This window comes from Pseudomonas sp. SWRI18 (genome assembly GCF_014268345.1).
GTDB classification, from domain to species: domain Bacteria; phylum Pseudomonadota; class Gammaproteobacteria; order Pseudomonadales; family Pseudomonadaceae; genus Aquipseudomonas; species Aquipseudomonas cedrina.
Genome location: NZ_JACCQQ010000016.1, coordinates 108,651 through 125,608 on the forward strand (window position 1 = coordinate 108,651; position 16,958 = coordinate 125,608).

Below are 16,958 nucleotides of genomic sequence, written 5' to 3' on the forward strand. Positions count from 1 at the left end.
CCCGCTCCGACATTTGATCGCTGTTGCCTTGATATCTGCAGCAGGTGCTGGGCCTTTCGTTATAGCACCTCGATCTCGGTTATCCCCATCACCCGCGCCTGCTGCAAAACTTCCTCCGGCGTCGCATCCGCAGGAGGCAGGACCAATCCATTCTCCGCATCGCCCAAATGCAATTGCAGCAAGTGCAACGCCGCCTCATGCACGGGCAACTCGGGTTGCTTGAGCCCGAATGTGTGGGTACGGGGTTCGCCGTTGAACAGGTAGTTGAGCGTGTAATCGCGCATGGAAAAGTCCTGATAAGGGAAACGGAGCTGCTTAATTAGCTGACCAAGTGATCAACTTTTAAGTTCAATTGCCCTATGCCCGGTCTACCCGGCCCGAGAAACACCCACGCTTGGCGAGCCGCTATAAGGCGGGATCCCGGACACCTGCGGCTATCCGATTCCTGCGGTTATACCTTCGTCAAGGGCTGACAAATCTCCCTGTAGTGAGCGGGCTTGCCCCGCGCTGGGTGGCGAAGCCGCCCCAATCGGACCGCCGCTGTGTGTCAGGTAAAATTATGGCGCCTGGTTTTGGGGCCGCTTCACGCCCAGCGCGGGACAAGCCCGCTCACTACACGTTTATCAGGAGCATCCGCTGCGCTATCCATGTGTGGCTGCAGGCGAGCACACTGGCTGCCATCGCCACCGGAAAATGGATGAACCCATGCGCCGACTCCGGCAACAGATGCGCCTCTGCCTCTGGCCAATGTTCGGCGATCAACAGCGTGTCATCCTTCAGCGGATCCAGTTCACCCACAAACATCAACGCCGGCGGCAACCCGCAAAAATCGCCATACAGCGGCGACAACGGCGGCTGGCGACGCTCGTCGTCACTCAACCCCGGCGTCAGCATCCGCAGCGCCTCGACCATGCCCGGCCCATCCAGCATCAGCGTCTGCGGCCCCGCCGTGCGCACGCTGGGTGTGCCGGTCAGATCGTAGACGCCGTAATACAACACCGCCCCGCTTACCCGTTTGAGCAGTTCGGGCCATTGTTTCAAGGCCAGCAAGGTCGCCGCCGCCAGGTGCCCGCCAGCCGATTCGCCAACAACGAACACCGGCAGGTCGGCGAACTCATCGGCGGTCAGCAACCACCGCGCGGCCGCCAGGCAGTCTTCCATCAACCCTTCGACCGGCGTGTCGACCGCCAGCCGATAATCCACCGACACCACCGCTACATCGCATGCGTTGACCATGCCCAGGTTGAGGTCGTCATCCATCTGCGCATTGCCAATCACCCAGCCGCCGCCGTGGATGTCCAGCACAACCCCCTTGGGCCTGCCACCCGGCCGCAGGATCCGCACCGGAACCCCGTTCACCCGCTTTATTTCCACCGCAGGTGCGCGCTTGATGGTTTGGCTGGCACGCAACAGCGCCTGGATCAAACGCGGCGTGACGCGATTGCGGATCTTGAAGCGCGGCAACCAGGCAAGTGTCTGGTTGAAGCGGCGCATCTGGGCCAGTTCGGGCTCACTGGCGGGCCAGGGCGTGAAGGCCATTAACGGTTATTTCGCAGGATCGAGAAATTCAGCGCCGCCGCAACGCACAACCACGCCAGGTAAGGAAACAGGATCAAACCGGTGATCAGGTCCAGGCGCACCGCCAACACCACCATCGCCGCCACGGTAAGCCACAGTACGGTAATAATCACCATCCCCGCGAGGACGCGATGAGCGCCGAAGAACACCGGCGTCCACAGTGTGTTCAAGGCGATCTGCGCCGCCCACAAGGCCAACACGATCTGGCTGCCCGGGATCAGGCTGAGGCGATAACCGGCCCAGGCCAGCAGCAAGTAGATGATCGTCCAGGCCACCGGGAACAGCCAATTGGGCGGGGTGAAGCTGGGCTTGGCCAACGATTCATACCAGGCACCCGGCTTGAAGATAATGCCGGTGCTGGCGGCGGCGGCGCAGGCGAGCAGGAAGATAAAAAAGGTCATCGTCAGTCCTTGAGGTGAAGTAGTTAGAAAGCAACGCTCTGCTTGAATGACTCGAACCCGAGCGCAAAAATTCAATGAAGGCCGAAAAAATGCCATCTCTTCTGCGCGTCATCAAAATTGGTTATGGTGCCGGGAAGCCCTCCCACAGCTTAGCCCTCTACCCGAGATCCAACCTTGGCCAACCCGCTCGCCTCCTCCTCCAACAGCCCTTGGTCGGTGTTCCTTATCTTCCTGCGTCTGGGCCTCACCTCGTTCGGCGGGCCCATCGCCCATTTGGGCTACTTTCGCGCCGAGTTCGTGACCCGGCGGCGCTGGCTCAGCGAACGCAGCTACGCGGACCTGGTCGCGCTGTGCCAATTCTTGCCCGGCCCGGCCAGCAGCCAGGTGGGCATTGCACTGGGCCTGTCCCGCGCGGGTTACGGTGGTGCGGCTGCTGCCTGGGCCGGGTTTACACTGCCGTCAGCCATTGCCTTGATCCTGTTCGCCACGGGCCTTTCCCATTACGGCAACGCTATTCCCTCCGGCGTGCTGCACGGTCTTAAAGTCGTGGCCGTGGCGGTGGTAGCCCAGGCCGTTTGGGGCATGGCGCGCAACCTGTGCCGGGGCGTGGTGCGTATTACGCTGATGCTGATCGCGGCCTGCGCGGCGCTGCTGGAACCGTCCGCCTGGGGCCAGGTCGGGGTAATCGCCCTTGCGGGCCTCGCCGGTCTGCTGCTGTTTAAGCCAGCGCCAAGTACCGAGCATGACGCGCTGCCGATCGCCATCAGCCGCCGCGCAGGCGCCTTGTGGTTGGGGCTGTTTGCGCTGTTGCTGGCGGGCCTGCCGATCCTGGCCGGTTGGCTGCCCAACCCGACCCTGGCCTTGGTGGATGCTTTCTATCGCACCGGTTCGCTGGTATTCGGCGGCGGCCATGTGGTGTTGCCACTGCTGCAAACCGAAGTGGTGACACCGCAGTGGGTGAGCAATGATGTATTCGTCGCCGGCTATGGCGCCACGCAAGCCGTGCCGGGCCCGCTGTTCACCTTCGCCGCCTTCCTCGGCGCGTCGATGAATCATGCGCCGACGGGCTGGCTGGGGGGCGTGATTGGCCTGTTGGCGATCTTTGCCCCGTCGTTTCTGCTGGTGATGGGCGCGCTGCCCTTCTGGGCTACCCTGCGCCGCAGCCCACGCACCCAAGCCGCACTGGCCGGGGTCAACGCGGCGGTGGTGGGGCTCTTGCTCGCGGCGTTGTACCAGCCGGTGTGGACCAGCGCGATTTTTAGCGTGGCGGACTTCGCCCTGGCGCTGATCGCCCTGGCAGCGTTGACCGTTGGGCGGCTGCCGCCCTGGCTGGTCGTGGCCGGCTGCGGCGCAGTGGGAGGGTTACTGGGCTGAACCCGGCTCGATGATCTTCAGCCAAGGCCAACGCGCCTGGTAACTGCGCGCCTTTTGCGCAAACAACGCAGGCTCCGCATGCAGCGGGTTGATGCGCAGCACGCCCTGCGCCACATCCTCCAAGCCATACGGCGCATACAGTTCACCCGTGGCAATCTCCAAGCCGATGCACGTACCCGCTACCAGGTAACGATCAATCCCCTGCTTGGCCGTATGCAACTGCGGATACGGACGGCCAAACCGCTCGCCATACCAGAGGTGGACCCGCGCCTGGTTCTTCACTTCGACGTTGACGCCCAGGTCTTGGAACAGTGCATCGGCTGCGCGGATCACGGCGTCCTCAGCCTCGTAGGACAGGTCGGTATCGAAGTAGAAAACGTCGTAGTCCTTGACGTCATGGGCGGCCGGCAGGTTCGACTGATGATTCCACACCGCCTGGAACAGACAGCCCGCCGTGAGAAAGCACTGGTCCACGCCGAGGTCCGGCAAACGCGCGGTGATTTGGGCGTTGATCGGGTTGGCCATGGCCAGGTCGAGCAGGGTTTTGACGGTCAATGTCATGGGCATTCCTTGTGCTTTCAGCGGCGTTCGGGCCGCTGAGCCTACACCAACGCCGCGTGCCTTTTACACCGCGTGTATGGACCGGACACATCGTGGTGTAGTGAGCGGGCTTGCCCCGCGCTGGGGGGCGAAGCCGCCCCAAACCAGGCGACTCGGTTTTATCTGTAAATCGGCGGCGACTGTATTGGGGCGGCTTCGCCACCCAGCGCGGGGCAAGCCCGCTCACTACAGATCGTATGGATACCCAGGGTCCTTCAGACAAATCCCAAACCCACCCGGCACCTTGCCCCATTGCCTACGCGTACGTCAGAATCCGCCGGCTTGTGCGCTGGGGTGGCCGTCTCTAAGGTGCTCCGGTCGCCGACGTCTCGGTGATCGGGTTTAGTAGCCCACGGTTCAACCTAACAGGTGCACAAGCTTCATCGATCAGACGTTCCCGTCTACGCTTGATGGTGGCTGTGCGCAGGGCGCCCTCGGGCGCGCCGGTTTTGTTAGGTTCCACCGGTCTACTAACCTGCGTACAGCCACCGCCCTATTGTTTAGTAGCGACCGGGTCGTGGCCTCAAGCAAGGAACTTAACAATGGCTACAGATCCAACCGCCCTCTTCAGCGTCGCTCCCAACGCCAGTAACGAAACCCTCATCACCAACAGCTACGAAACCTTCACCTCCGTCAGCACCCTGCTGCTCGACCTGTCCGAAGACCTGTGCGGCAAACACCGCGACATCGCCCTGGCCATCCACCAACTGAGCGAACTGGGTGTACTGCTCACTGCCAAACTCCTGGACCGCGAAGCGCCCTGCTCCGCTTAATTGCCAGCCTTTCAACTCACCGCCTGATGACTCGCCGCGTCGTCATATGCCACATACAACGACGCGGCGATCCAGCAGACGCGCAGTGCTCACTCAACCCTAACGCCAACGCCTGTAGTGAGCGGGCTTGCCCCGCGCTGGGTGGCGAAGCCGCCCTAATACAGTCACCGCCGATTTACAGATAAAACCGAGTCGCCTGGTTTGGGGCGGCTTCGCCACCGCGCGGGCGGTGCGACGATTCGACAAGCCCGCTCACTACAAAGGTGCCGGAATAAGTCCGGCAAACATCACGACTCAGCAATCAAGCAAACGACGGTACTCAAATCAACCCCAACGTCAACGCCTTGAGCGTCGCCGCCGCCCGCGTGGTGCAGTGCAGTTTGCGAAACACACTCTCCACATGAGTGCGCACGGTGCTCGGGCTGATGCCGAGCTGGCGCGCGACTTCCTTGTTGCTGCCGCCCTTGCTGATGCGCTGCAAAATCTCGGTTTCGCGCTCGGTGAGCGGGCCATTGCTGGCCTTGCAGGCTTTGACTGAAAGCTCGCCACGCGCCGCAGCGATCACGGTTTGGCAGGCGCGCGTGTCGAAGCGGCCCTGTTGCGCCTCATCCAGCATCAGGCGTGCCGCATCGTCCTCGCTGAATGCCGGGCGCCAGGGGCGATCACTGCGCAACGCGGTCCAGGCCAGGGTGGCCGTCAGCAAGCGGTGCTCGTCTGTGAGCGCGTCGCCGCTGAGGCTGCGGAAGTAGCCGCTGCCGTCGAGCCGCTCGTAGGCATGGGCCGCCAGTTGCCCGGGCACGGTGAGCGCCGGGATCTGGCCGCAGACGCGTGAGGTCCAGTAAGGCACCAATCGGGCCTGCTCGAGGTCGCCGTCGAGCAGTGCACCGGGCGTATTCCAGATACGATTGGGCACTGCGGCGCGGCCGATGCCGTGGATCAACGCCGCCTGGCTCAGGTGATTGGCGCTGGACTGGGACATTCCGGACAGCCCCGCCGCCACGCGTACCAATTCTGCCGAGCGCCGCGAATAACCGGCAAGCCAGGGCAACTTGAGATCGATCACGTCGCCCACCAACGTTAACGGTACCTCACGCTGCTCGGCGCGCGCACAAGCCGGCCACTCTTGCACTGAACGCAACTGCTCCAGCCAATCCCCGGCATGGCGCGTGAGTTCGGCGATCAGCGCGGCCGGATAGCGTTGATCACGCTGGCCTGCGATCCATTGCAGCGCCATTTCCAGGCCATGAACCCGCGACAGAATCTCCAGGTCGCCCGCCAGCACCACCAGGTAAACCACTTCGGGCACCTGCGGGTGGCGCAAGCCGAAGGGCCTGCCGCCGCCGTCGAACTGCTCGAACACATTGCGCAGGCCCTGTTCCACGCCAGCATTGAGCCCCAAGGTCCGGGCGATATCGCCGGACACCTCGCAATGCACCTGCGCCAGCGACGTCGCCTGGCCTACGGCGCGTGCGCCTGCTGCGTCGAGGGTCTGGCTGAGCATCGCGTTGCGCCCCTGCACGTCGTCGCCCAACAGTTCGCTGAAACCGTCCGCATTCGCCGTGCAGCCCGACCACCGCAGCAACGCCACCTGGCGGCCGATGTCGATGTGGTCGCCGTCACCGTGGCAGGCCTGGCCCAGCAACTGCACCAGGCGCGCCGTTCGCCGCGACTGGCCAAACGGCTGGCCCATGCTCAGGTCGCCGACCATGGACAGGGCCAGGATCGCGCCGTCCATTTCAATGCAGTCCGTTTCGTCCATTTGTTTCTCCGCACTCATTAAATGGCCGGCCTCGGATAAACGACCGATACCCGTACCGCCGCGCAATGCCGACACTGGCGACACCCCAACAGGAGACACCGCCATGTTCAAGCCCAAAGCAATCGCTCTCGCACTCGCCATGACCACCTTGATCTTCGCCAGCGCCAGCTTCGCCGCCCAACCTTCGGTGGTGATCGTGCACGGTGCCTTCGCCGACGGCTCCGACTGGGCCAAGGTGGTGCCGCTGCTGCAGACCCAAGGCATCAAGGTCACCGTGGTGCAAAACCCGCTCACCTCGCTGGCAGACGATGTCGCCGCCACCCAACGCGTGCTCAATAACCAGGACGGCAACGTCGTGCTGGTCGGGCATTCGTGGGGCGGCACCGTGATCAGCCAGGCCGGCACCGACCAGAAAGTACGCAGCCTGGTTTACGTCGCCGCCTTTGCCCCGGATGCCGGCCAGGCCAGCAAAGACCTGGGCAAAGACTACCCCGCCCCGGCCGGCGTCAAAGACATCGCTGCCGATAAAAACGGCTTCCTCTACATGACCGCCCAAGGCATGGCCACCGGCTTCGCCCAGGACCTGCCGGCAGAACAGACCGCCGTGATGGCCGCCACCCAAGGGCCGATCCGCGCCTCGGCGTTTGACGACAAAACCAGCGCCGCCGCCTGGAAAGGCAAGCCGTCCTGGTACGTGGTCGCCCGCGACGACCGCATGATCCAACCTGACCTGCAGCGCGCCTTCGCGAAAAAAATCGGCGCCCAGGTCACTGAGATCCAGGCCAGCCATGTGCCTCAACAATCACGCCCGGCCGATGTGGCCAAGGTGATCATCCAGGCGGTGCAGCAAAGCCAGTAACGCCCGGCATTCTTACCATGGGCCGGGCACTTATCAAGAACGCACGGAAAAGTAAGTGCCTGGCCTTGCGCATATCAAACGGATGGAAATGGATTCATGCCTGACAACACGTTCGACTTCATTGTATGTGGCGCCGGCGCATCCGGCTCCGTGGTCGCGGGCCGGCTGGCAGAAAACCCCGAGGTACGCGTGCTGCTGATCGAAGCAGGCAGCGACGACGAACACCCCGATATCGAGCAGCCCAGCCACTGGCCCATGAACCTGGGCAGTGAGCGCGACTGGAACTTCACCGCCGCCGCCAACCCGCATATCAATGACCGGCAGATCCCGCTCAACATGGGCCGCGGCCTGGGCGGCGGGTCGAGCATCAACGTGATGTTGTGGGCGCGCGGGCATAAAAACGATTGGGAGGACTTCGCCGCGGAAAGCGGCGACCCGGCCTGGAATTACGCCTCCGTGCTCAAGTTGTACCAGCGCATCGAGGACTACCAGGGCAACGCCGACCCCAGCCGACGCGGCACCGGCGGCCCGGTGCATGTCCAGCCTGCCGCGCCCGCCCAGCCGATCGCACACGCCATGCTCGACGCCGCCAGCGCAATGGACATCCCCACCTTCGACAACCCCAACGGCCTGATGATGGAAGGCCGAGGCGGCGCGGCCTTCAACGACCTGATCATCAAGGACGGCAAGCGCCATTCCATCTACCGCGCGTATGTCCACCCACGGCGCGGCCAGCCTAACCTGACTGTCTTGACCGATACATGGGTGAGCCGGCTGCTGTTCGAGGGCCAGCGCGTGGTGGGGGTTGAGGCGCTGAAACAGGGGCAACCCCAGTGCTACTTCGCCGGCCACGAGGTAATCCTGTCCCTCGGCGCGATCAATACGCCCAAGGTGCTGATGCAATCCGGCATCGGGCCTGAACAGGCACTGCGACGCCACGGCATCCCGGTGGTCCAGCACCTGCCCGGTGTCGGCGCCAACCATCAGGACCACGTGTCGTTTGCCGCCATCTTCGAATACACCACGCCACAACCCATCGGCCACGGCGGCTCCGAAGCCACCTTGTACTGGAGCAGCGACAACGCCCTGCGCCTGCCGGACATGTTCCACTGCCAAGCCGAATTCCCGGTGCCCAGCGCCGAAAACGCCCACCTGGGCGTGCCTGCCCACGGCTGGACCATGTTCGCCGGCCTCGCCCACCCGCAGAGCCGTGGCCACGTCACCTTGTCCGGCCCACGCTATGACGACGCGCCGATCATCCAGCCCAACACGCTGTCGCACCCGGACGACCTGCGCAGCGCCTTGGACAACCTGCGCTTCGTCCAGGAACTGGGCGCGCAGGCCGCCTTCAAAGGCCTGGTCAAAGGTGAATGCTTGCCGGGCAACCTCGACGCGCGCGCGTTGGAACACTACGCACGCAATGCCGCCATGACCTATTGGCACCAATGCGGCACCGCGAAAATGGGTCGGGATTCGATGTCGGTGGTCGACAGCCGCCTGCGGGTGTACGGCGTGCAAGGCCTGCGGATTGCCGACGCCTCGATCATGCCGCACGTGACCAGCGGCAACACCATGGCGCCGTGTGTGGTGATCGGGGAGCGGGCAGTAGAGGAGATTCGTGCGCTGTATCAGGTGTGAGGCCAGGCTCTCAGCCCTTCAACTCACCCGCCCGATTACTCGCCGCGTCGTCGTAAGCCACATACAGCGACTCGGCGATCTGGCTTTTAATGGCCTTGGTGGACTCAAGGCCCAGCACAAAACCCTCGGCTTTACCGCCGGCGCGGTTGAGTTCTTCATGGGTGGACGCGCCGGTGATGGCTTCAAGAAGCTTGATGGCGTGAGGGCCTACGCCTTTAGGCAGGGAGATTTGATCGATGGACATTGCAGCACCTTTTAAGAATGGGGTCGGTAGCGCGTGAACCACTGCCGGGGCTGGCATGGTAGACCGGTTGCGAAAAAAAGGGGCCGCTTTGTGCCGAAATAGGCAGCAGGCGCGCGCCTACACGGCATCGAACAGGCGTTAGCCGCGGGCTTCGGCACATTACTTGCTGCCCTTTCCAGCCATCCCCTGGCTGGAAGTCGCCATGTTGCATTCCCATCTCACCACCCTCAATGCTGTCTCGCTGGTACTCAGCACGTTCGAGGCGCAAGGCTGGCCCGCCGCGACGCTGCTGGCCGGCAGCGGTATCTGCGCGGCGGACTTGAGCCGTGCCGATACGCGCATCGCCACGCATCAGGAGATGCAAGTGTGCGCCAACGCCGTGGCGCTGCAGCGTGATATCGGCCTGAGCGTGGGCCGGCGCATGCATGTCTCGTCGTACGGCATGCTCGGCTATGCCCTGCTCACCAGTGCCACTTTCGGTGACGCTTTGCGCCTGGCCCTGCGTTATCCGGCGCTGCTGGGAACACTGTTCGAGCTGAGCCTTAAGGAGGACGGCGAACGGGTCTGGTTTACCGCTGGCGACTACCGCGAAAACCCGGCGCTCACCGCCTTCAATGTGGAGCTGTGCCTGGCGTCGTTGAAGGTCATCTGCGACGACTTGCTCGGCCATCCGCTGCCGTTGCTGAGCGCGCGGTTCGAGTACGATGCGCCGGATTATCGCGCGCGCTACGCCGAGTGTTTCGACTGCCCGTTACAGTTCCAGGCCACGACCAACGCGTTTGCCTTTGATAAACATTGGCTGGAGCAACCTCTGCCACTGGCCGACGCCGTAACCCATCACGCCATGGCCGAGCGCTGTCGCAAACAGAACACCGAATTTACCGGGCGCGAGGCCTGGCTGGGGCGCATCCGCCAGTTGCTGGCGGGGCAACTGCGCGCCGCACCTGGGCTGGACGGGCTGGCCGTTCAAATGAACTGCTCGGCGCGCACCCTGCGTCGACATTTGCATGAGCTGGGCTGCAGCTATCAGGAACTGCTCGACGAGCTTCGTTTCGAACGCGCCAAGCAACTGCTGGCCGAAGACCACTGGCCAATCCATCGAATCGCCGAGACCCTGGGCTTCAGCGAGACCGCAAGCTTCAGGCACGCCTTTGTGCGCTGGAGTGGCGTCGCGCCAAGCCGATATCGCGGGTAACGCCCCATAAAGGGTCGAATTGCGGACAAACACTTTGGCCATATTTATCCCCTTTTGGCCGCTCCCGACGTTCTCAAAAACCGCGCCCACCGCAAGACTGCATGCACCGATACAGCCTGCGGAGAACAACAACATGCTGACCATCTACTCCGATGATCACCACCTGCATCACGGCCGCTGTGAACTGATGGACGGGCAACTGATGCCCTGCTTTGAAATGCCCTCGCGTGCCGACCATGTGCTGCAACGGGTCAAGCACCGTCATCTGGGGCCGGTGCAGGCACCGCAGGATTTTGGCCTGGCACCACTGCAACGCATCCACAGCCGCGACTATCTCGACTTTTTCCAGGGGGCCTGGGCGCGCTGGACCGAGTTCGGCCAGGACGGCGACCTGCTGCCCTACACCTGGCCCGCGCGTACGCTGCGAGCGGTATTGCCCACCAGCCTGCACGGCCAGTTGGGCTATTACAGCTTCGACGGCGGCGCACCGATTACCGCCGGCACCTGGCAAGCAGCCTACAGCGCTGCGCAGGTTGCCCTCACCGCCCAGGCCGCTGTCCAGCAAGGCGCCCGCAGTGCTTTCGCCCTGTGCCGCCCGCCGGGGCATCATGCCGCCGGTGATCTCATGGGCGGTTATTGCTACCTCAATAATGCCGCCATCGCCGCTCAGGCGTTCCTCGACCAGGGCCACAAAAAGGTCGCGATCCTGGATGTGGATTACCACCATGGCAACGGCACCCAATCGATTTTCTATGAGCGCAACGACGTGCTGTTCACCTCGATCCACGGGCACCCGGAAGCGGAGTTTCCGTTTTTCCTGGGGTATGCGGACGAGCTCGGGGAAGGCGCCGGGGCAGGCTTCAACTTCAACTACCCGCTGCCGGCAGGCACCGGCTGGCAAGCCTGGAGCGCCGCGCTTGAACAGGCCTGCGCAGAGATCGAGCGCTATGGCGCCGACGTCATAGTGGTCTCCCTGGGTGTGGACACGTTCAAGGACGACCCGATTTCGCAATTCAAGCTCGACAGCCCGGACTACCTGGCCATGGGAGCCCGCATCGCCGGCCTGGGCAAGCCCACGCTGTTTGTGATGGAAGGCGGCTACGCGGTGGAAGAAATCGGCATCAATGCCGTCAACGTTCTCGAAGGTTTTGAAGGGGCAGCCCAATGAACATGCTCAAGTCACTCGTGCTCTGCGCGGCCGTTGCCAGTGGCATGGCCCACGCCGAGGACAAAACCCTCAAGGTCTATAACTGGTTCGACTACATCACGCCCAAGGCGCTGGAGGACTTCAAGGCGCAGAACCCTGCGATCAAGCTGGTGTACGACATCTTCGATACCAACGAAGCGCTTGAAGCCAAGCTGCTCACCGGCAACGCCGGCTACGACGTGGTGGTGCCGTCCAACGTATTCCTGGCCAAACAGATTGAAGCCGGGGTGTTCCAACCCCTGGACCGCAGCCAGTTGCCGAACTGGAACCACCTTGACCCCAAGCTGATGAAGCTGATCGAGGCCAACGACCCCGGCAATAAATTCGCCGTGCCCTACATGTACGGCACCATCCTGATCGGCTTCAACCCGGACAAGGTCAAGGCCGCGCTGGGGGCCGACGCGCCGGTCGACAGCTGGGACCTGATCTTCAAGGAAGAGAACATCAGCAAGCTCAAACAGTGCGGCGTGGCGCTGCTCGATTCGCCCTCGGAAATCCTGCCACTGGCGTTGCAACACCTGGGCCTGGACCCCAACAGCAGCAACCCCAAGGACTACGTCAAGGCCGAGGCGCTGTTGATGAAAATCCGTCCTTACATCACCTACTTCCACTCCTCCAAGTACATGGCCGATATCGCCAACGGCGACATTTGCGTGGCCGTTGGTTACTCCGGCAGCTTTTCCCAGGCTGCCAACCGCGCCAAGGAAGCCAAGAACGGCGTCACCGTGGACATGCGCCTGCCCAAGGAAGGCGCGCCAATCTGGTTCGACATGCTCGCCATCCCCAAGGGTGCCAGCAACCCGCAGGACGCCTACACCTTTATCAACTACCTGCTGCAGCCGCAGGTGATCGCGCCGATCAGCGACTTTGTTGGCTACCCCAATCCCAACAAGGACGCCACCGAACAGGTTGATCCGGCGATTCGCAACAACCCCAACCTGTACCCCACCGAGGCAGCCATGGCCACGCTCTATACCCTCAAGCCCCTGGGCCGTGATGCCGAACGCGCGCGCACGCGGGCGTGGACGAAGATCAAGTCGGGCAGATAAGTACCGACCCTCTCGCAGCCTGGCCGGGACTCGACAGCTCTGTAGTGAGCGGGCTTGCCCCGCGCTGGGTGGCGAAGCCGCCCCAAACCAGGCGACGCGGTTTTAATCTGGCATTCGGTGGTGTCTTTATTGGGGCTGCTTAGCAGCCCAGCGCGGGCAAGCCCTAATGCCGATCAGTTAAGCGAACGCAATGCTTAAAGCAACGAAGATCAAATGTGGGAGCGGGCTTGCTCGCGAAGACATCGGCACAGCAAACATTGATGTTGACTGACCCACCGCTTTCGCGAGCAAGCCCGCTCCCACAGGGGATTGCGCTTAACTGACTGGCATTAGGGCAAGCCCGCTCACTACAGGTTGCGTAAGATACCGCTGGGTCAGTGAAGCGCTGATGACCCTGCATCACGCTCAATCCCCCGCCTGCGACAACGGCCTGGCCACGCTCTCCAAGGCCTGGCGCTCCGCCGCCACGCCCCAGATCGCTTGCACCAGCGCCGCGCCGCACATCAGCGCGGCCCCGATCAGATACCCGATCAACAAACTCCCGCGCTGCTGTGTCTGGATCAACTGCCCAAACAATGTCGGCCCGATGATCCCGCCCAGCCCGGTGCCGAACGCGTAGAACACCGCAATGGCCAGCGCGCGGATTTCCAGCGGGAACGTCTCCGCCACGGTCAGGTAAGCCGAACTGGCCGCCGCCGAGGCGAAAAAGAAGATCACCATCCACGCCACCGCCTGCTGGGTCACATCGAACCAGCCTTGCTGGAACGCATAGCCGCTCAGCGCCAGCAACACGCCGGAGATCGCGTAGGTGGAGCTGATCATGACGCGGCGGCCGACCACATCGAACAGCCGTCCCAACAGCAGCGGGCCGCAGAAGTTGCCGAGGGCCAGCGGCAGGACGTACCAGCCGACTTTCTCGGCGGGCACTTGGTAGAAGTCGGTGAGCACCAGCGCGTAGGTGAAGAAAATGGCGTTGTAGAAGAACGCCTGGGCGGTGAGCAGGGTCATCCCCACCAGGGCGCGGCGGCGGAAGCTGACAAACAGGGTGTGGAAGATTTCGCGCAGCGGCGTGTGGTCGCGGGCATGCAGGCGCAAGGGGGGGCTGCTGACGGCGGGCAGGTCGTGGCCTTGGGCGCGCAGGCGGGTTTCGATGCCTTCGACGATGCGGCGCGCTTCGTCGTGCTGGCCGTGAATCATCAGCCAGCGCGGGCTCTCCGGCAGCCATAGGCGCATGATCAGGATGATCAGGCCCAGCGCCGCACCAATGCCGAAGCACAGGCGCCAGCCGAGGTCGCCGCCGACCACGTGCGGGTCGAGCAGCACAATGGCCCCGCCAGCGCCGAGGGCTGCACCGAGCCAGAAAGTGCCATTGATGGTCAGGTCGACCCAGCCGCGATAACGCGCCGGGGTGAATTCCTGGATGGTCGAGTTGATCGCGGTGTATTCGCCGCCGATGCCCATGCCGGTGAGGAAACGGAACAGCAGGAAGGTTTCCAGGTTGAAGGAAAACGCGGTGGCCGCCGTGGCGCCGATATAGAGCCACAAGGTGATGAAGAACAACTTGCGCCGGCCCAGGCGGTCGGTGAGCCAGCCAAACAGCAAGGCACCGAGCACGGCGCCGGCAATGTAGACCCCGCCGGCCAGGCCGATGTCGACATTGCTCATCCGCAGGCCTGGGCTGTCTTTCAGCGCGCCGGACACCGAACCGGCCAGTGTCACCTCCAGGCCGTCGAGCAGCCAGGTGATGCCGAGCGCGAATACCAGCAGCGTATGAAATCGGCCCCAGGGCAGCCGGTCCAGTCGCGCCGGCAGGTCGGTTTCGAAGACCGCACCGGGCTTGTGGGTGTGAAGCTGCTGATCGATCATCGCGGCGTCCTCGTCCTATGAAGCACGTTATGAGTTAGGAGTGGGCGCCGGGAGTGGAGTTCAACTACTGAGTGTGCGTTGGAGCTCCCGAGCTTTAGCGAGGCTGCGATAGCGGTGGGTCGGCCGATAAAGATGCCAGCAGTGCCGCCGCCTTCGCAGCCTCGCTGGGGCTCGACAGCTCCCACATTTGATCTTCATCGCGGCTGAATACTGTGTTTGCAGGTACAACCGGTCCCGCCCACACAGCAGATCTCCTGTGGGAGCTGTCGAGCTTTAGCGAGGCTGCGAAAGCGGTGGGGCAGGCGATAAAAATGCCGGCAGTACCGCCGCCTTCGCAGCCTCGCTGGGGCTCGACAGCTCCCACAGTTGATCTGCGTTGCTCTAGAGATTGCGTTCGCAGGTACAACCGAAATACCGCCGACAAAGTAGATCCCCTATGGGAGCTCCCGAGCTTTAGCGAGGCTGCGATAGCGGTGGGTCGGCCGATAAAGATGCTGGCAGTACCGCCGCCTTCGCAGCCTCGCTGGGGCTCGACAGCTCCCTCAGTTGAGCGCTATCGGTGCTGAGATTGCATCGCATCCTCTGAACGAAGCGCCCCTCATCGCAGTCCGAACACCATCACCCCGGCCAAGATCCTGCCCATGCCCCTACGCCTCGCTGTCCTCGCAACCTTCTTCGCCCTGGCCGCAAGCACAAGCGCCGTTGCCCAGGAGCCCTTGCGCCTGGAAAACCTGAAACGCTGCGGCGACCTGTTGGAAAACCGCCAGCAGGACTGGTGCCTGAAGGTAGGCGGATTGGGCGATGCAACGCCGCAACTGAAACTGGCCGGCAAGGCGCTGCCGTCGGGTGCGCTGCAACGCGACGGCAATCAGCTGCGCTTGCGCCTGGACAGCGCGCAGCACCAGAGCGGCCCGCTCTGGCTCGAAGACGGCGCCCGCCGCAGCAACGCGGCCTGGCTGACCCTGCGCAACAGCCATGTAGTCGCGGCGACGCCGGGCGAAGTGGCGAAGAACATGGACGGCCTGACCACCTACGTCGACCTGGTCAGCGTGCTGATCGAAGAAGACCACGACGGTCGCCAGGAAGCCGAGCGCCTGGCCCACAAATACGGGGCCACTGTGGTCGGCAGTATCGCGCCGTTGAACCTGTTTCAACTGCGCCTGCCGGCCAAGGACCTGGTTCAGCGTGACGCCCTGGTGCTGCGCCTGGGCAGTGAAACCAGTGTGGATGCGGTGGTGATCGAAGAGTCCGCTGCCGAAGAATCCGAGCACGCCGCGACGCCTCCCAAGGCACCGAGCAAACCCGCGGCGGACTCTGATGAATGGGCGGCCAACCGCTTTCTCGACGCGGTCGCCTACTACCAGCGCCGGCTTCCGGGGCAGCACACGCCGATTGTGCCGCAGCCGGTGCGTGTGGGCGTGATCGAGCGCGGTGTGGATTTCGACACAGCGGATTTCGCTGACTACCTGGGCGGCTGTTCGCCCAAGCGCACCTGTGTTTACGCGCGCGACACACGTGCTCCAGACGGGCATGGCACCACCGTGGCCGGGATTCTTGCGGCGAAGTGGGACGATGGCGGCAACACCGGTTTCCTGCGCGGGCTGGATAAGGCCAGCGGTGGTTTCGATGTGATTGTCGACCGCAATTCCGACGCCGGCATCACGGCCAATATCGCCGCATCGGTCAACCTGGTGGAGGACGGTGTGCGGGTGCTCAACTGGAGCTGGGGGATTCATCGTGTCGGCGCCAGGGACGTCAACGGCGATGAGGTGGATTCGCTGCTGCGCTCGGGTATCGCCATGAGCGGGTATGAGGAGTTGCTGGAGGAGTTTTTCCTGTGGCTGCGCAAGGAGCATCCGGACGTGATCGTGGTGAACTCCGCGGGCAACGGCTCGGCATTCTCCGGCACGGATGACTACCGGCTGCCCTCCTCTTTTATCACCGAACAACTGCTGGTGGTCGGCGGGCACCAGCGCAGTGAACGCGGCGGGGTCGCCATCGATGACCCGGCTTACGCGGTCACCCGCAGCTCTTCGAACGTGGACATGCGCGTGGACATCACCGCCGCGGCCTGCGCCCATGCGTCGACGGCAAAGGCGGGTGAGGACGGCGCGGTACATTGCGGCACGTCCTACGCTACGCCGATGGTGGCGGGGTTGCTGGCGGCGATGCTGTCGATCAACCCGCAGCTTCAGCCCGAGCAATTGCGCATGTTGCTGCGCCGCAGCGCCATGAGTATCGGTGACAACAATGACTTCGAACGCAGCGACGCGCAGGACCTGACCGCGCCGATCCTGCCGTCGGAGCGTAACTATCAGCTCAACGACAAGGACGTAGGCCGTTCGGCGCGGCTGGACATGCAAAAGGCGTTGGATCTGGCGGTGCAGAGCCGCACGCGTGTGCGGTGAGACGGGC

The 16,958-nt window shown here is 63.4% G+C and carries 15 protein-coding genes; 8 read left to right on the top strand and 7 right to left on the bottom strand.

Translation table 11 applies throughout. The features are described 5' to 3' along the window. Nucleotides 1–59: 59 nt before the first annotated feature. The 3 genes from H0Z09_RS18160 to H0Z09_RS18170 all read right to left on the bottom strand — a co-directional run bounded on the left by H0Z09_RS18160 (nt 60) and on the right by H0Z09_RS18170 (nt 1,979). Nucleotides 60–284, bottom strand: a complete 225-nt coding sequence (locus tag H0Z09_RS18160) for a hypothetical protein (RefSeq protein ID WP_186692064.1) — start codon at nt 282–284, stop codon at nt 60–62. A 328-nt stretch (nt 285–612) separates the two neighbouring features. Further along, nucleotides 613–1,539, bottom strand: a complete 927-nt coding sequence (locus H0Z09_RS18165) for an alpha/beta hydrolase fold domain-containing protein (protein WP_186692066.1) — start codon at nt 1,537–1,539, stop codon at nt 613–615. After that, nucleotides 1,539–1,979, bottom strand: coding sequence for a TspO/MBR family protein (locus tag H0Z09_RS18170; protein WP_186692068.1), 441 nt, complete (start codon nt 1,977–1,979; stop codon nt 1,539–1,541). Before H0Z09_RS18170 ends, H0Z09_RS18165 begins: the two co-directional genes overlap by 1 nt. 174 nt (nt 1,980–2,153) lie before the next feature. Here H0Z09_RS18170 and chrA point away from each other — a divergent pair, with 174 nt between their 5' ends. Beyond that, a complete protein-coding gene (chrA, locus tag H0Z09_RS18175; RefSeq protein ID WP_186692069.1) occupies nt 2,154–3,353 on the top strand; it encodes a chromate efflux transporter in 1,200 nt (399 codons plus the stop codon). Here the strand turns inward: chrA and H0Z09_RS18180 are convergent. Further along, nucleotides 3,342–3,914 (bottom strand): nucleotidyltransferase family protein, encoded by a 573-nt coding sequence (locus H0Z09_RS18180; RefSeq protein ID WP_186692070.1) that lies wholly within the window; start codon nt 3,912–3,914, stop codon nt 3,342–3,344. The two genes, chrA and H0Z09_RS18180, sit on opposite strands and share 12 nt — an antisense overlap. 581 nt (nt 3,915–4,495) lie before the next feature. Here H0Z09_RS18180 and H0Z09_RS18185 point away from each other — a divergent pair. Continuing rightward, nucleotides 4,496–4,726 (top strand): DUF6124 family protein, encoded by a 231-nt coding sequence (locus H0Z09_RS18185; protein ID WP_186692071.1) that lies wholly within the window; start codon nt 4,496–4,498, stop codon nt 4,724–4,726. A 319-nt stretch (nt 4,727–5,045) separates the two neighbouring features. Here H0Z09_RS18185 and H0Z09_RS18190 read toward each other — a convergent pair whose 3' ends face one another. After that, entirely contained in the window at nt 5,046–6,485 is a 1,440-nt protein-coding gene (locus H0Z09_RS18190) for an HD domain-containing phosphohydrolase (RefSeq protein WP_186692072.1), read from the bottom strand. A 103-nt stretch (nt 6,486–6,588) separates the two neighbouring features. Between H0Z09_RS18190 and H0Z09_RS18195 the strand changes: the two genes are divergently transcribed. Both H0Z09_RS18195 and H0Z09_RS18200 read left to right on the top strand, forming a co-directional pair. Then, nucleotides 6,589–7,344, top strand: coding sequence for an alpha/beta hydrolase (locus tag H0Z09_RS18195; RefSeq protein ID WP_186692073.1), 756 nt, complete (start codon nt 6,589–6,591; stop codon nt 7,342–7,344). Between the two features lie 96 nt (nt 7,345–7,440). Continuing rightward, on the top strand, nt 7,441–8,982 hold the full coding sequence (locus tag H0Z09_RS18200) for a GMC family oxidoreductase (protein ID WP_186692074.1): 1,542 nt from the start codon (nt 7,441–7,443) through the stop codon (nt 8,980–8,982). A gap of 10 nt (nt 8,983–8,992) precedes the next feature. Here the strand turns inward: H0Z09_RS18200 and H0Z09_RS18205 are convergent, their stop codons facing one another. Continuing rightward, nucleotides 8,993–9,226, bottom strand: a complete 234-nt coding sequence (locus H0Z09_RS18205) for a hypothetical protein (protein WP_065874155.1) — start codon at nt 9,224–9,226, stop codon at nt 8,993–8,995. Between the two features lie 202 nt (nt 9,227–9,428). Between H0Z09_RS18205 and H0Z09_RS18210 the strand changes: the two genes are divergently transcribed. From H0Z09_RS18210 to H0Z09_RS18220, 3 genes are all read left to right on the top strand, one after another. Beyond that, the gene (locus tag H0Z09_RS18210) at nt 9,429–10,421 is read left to right on the top strand and encodes an AraC family transcriptional regulator (RefSeq protein ID WP_186692075.1); all 993 of its coding nucleotides are present in this window, start codon (nt 9,429–9,431) and stop codon (nt 10,419–10,421) included. 133 nt (nt 10,422–10,554) lie between these two features. Then, a complete protein-coding gene (locus H0Z09_RS18215; protein ID WP_186692077.1) occupies nt 10,555–11,589 on the top strand; it encodes a histone deacetylase family protein in 1,035 nt (344 codons plus the stop codon). After that, nucleotides 11,586–12,677: a polyamine ABC transporter substrate-binding protein gene (locus H0Z09_RS18220; protein ID WP_186692078.1), complete on the top strand. Its 1,092-nt coding sequence runs from the start codon at nt 11,586–11,588 to the stop codon at nt 12,675–12,677. The genes H0Z09_RS18215 and H0Z09_RS18220 overlap by 4 nt, the downstream gene beginning before the upstream one ends. 405 nt (nt 12,678–13,082) lie before the next feature. On the opposite strand, the gene H0Z09_RS18225 is transcribed toward H0Z09_RS18220, so the two are convergent. Further along, nucleotides 13,083–14,543, bottom strand: coding sequence for an MFS transporter (locus tag H0Z09_RS18225; protein WP_186692080.1), 1,461 nt, complete (start codon nt 14,541–14,543; stop codon nt 13,083–13,085). A gap of 641 nt (nt 14,544–15,184) precedes the next feature. Between H0Z09_RS18225 and H0Z09_RS18230 the strand changes: the two genes are divergently transcribed. Then, the gene (locus tag H0Z09_RS18230) at nt 15,185–16,951 is read left to right on the top strand and encodes a S8/S53 family peptidase (RefSeq protein WP_186692082.1); all 1,767 of its coding nucleotides are present in this window, start codon (nt 15,185–15,187) and stop codon (nt 16,949–16,951) included. The last annotated feature ends 7 nt before the right edge of the window (nt 16,952–16,958 follow it).

Bases quoted from the DNA above. Each gene is read 5' to 3' on its own strand.
- H0Z09_RS18205 (WP_065874155.1), bottom strand. From the start codon at position 9,226: ATGTCCATCGATCAAATCTCCCTGCCTAAAGGCGTAGGCCCTCACGCC.
- H0Z09_RS18230 (WP_186692082.1), top strand. From the start codon at position 15,185: ATGCCCCTACGCCTCGCTGTCCTCGCAACCTTCTTCGCCCTGGCCGCA.
- H0Z09_RS18220 (WP_186692078.1), top strand. From the start codon at position 11,586: ATGAACATGCTCAAGTCACTCGTGCTCTGCGCGGCCGTTGCCAGTGGC.
- H0Z09_RS18200 (WP_186692074.1), top strand. From the start codon at position 7,441: ATGCCTGACAACACGTTCGACTTCATTGTATGTGGCGCCGGCGCATCC.
- H0Z09_RS18165 (WP_186692066.1), bottom strand. From the start codon at position 1,539: ATGGCCTTCACGCCCTGGCCCGCCAGTGAGCCCGAACTGGCCCAGATG.
- H0Z09_RS18180 (WP_186692070.1), bottom strand. From the start codon at position 3,914: ATGACATTGACCGTCAAAACCCTGCTCGACCTGGCCATGGCCAACCCG.
- H0Z09_RS18170 (WP_186692068.1), bottom strand. From the start codon at position 1,979: ATGACCTTTTTTATCTTCCTGCTCGCCTGCGCCGCCGCCGCCAGCACC.
- H0Z09_RS18225 (WP_186692080.1), bottom strand. From the start codon at position 14,543: ATGATCGATCAGCAGCTTCACACCCACAAGCCCGGTGCGGTCTTCGAA.
- H0Z09_RS18195 (WP_186692073.1), top strand. From the start codon at position 6,589: ATGTTCAAGCCCAAAGCAATCGCTCTCGCACTCGCCATGACCACCTTG.
- H0Z09_RS18185 (WP_186692071.1), top strand. From the start codon at position 4,496: ATGGCTACAGATCCAACCGCCCTCTTCAGCGTCGCTCCCAACGCCAGT.
- H0Z09_RS18210 (WP_186692075.1), top strand. From the start codon at position 9,429: ATGTTGCATTCCCATCTCACCACCCTCAATGCTGTCTCGCTGGTACTC.
- H0Z09_RS18215 (WP_186692077.1), top strand. From the start codon at position 10,555: ATGCTGACCATCTACTCCGATGATCACCACCTGCATCACGGCCGCTGT.
- H0Z09_RS18160 (WP_186692064.1), bottom strand. From the start codon at position 284: ATGCGCGATTACACGCTCAACTACCTGTTCAACGGCGAACCCCGTACC.
- H0Z09_RS18190 (WP_186692072.1), bottom strand. From the start codon at position 6,485: ATGGACGAAACGGACTGCATTGAAATGGACGGCGCGATCCTGGCCCTG.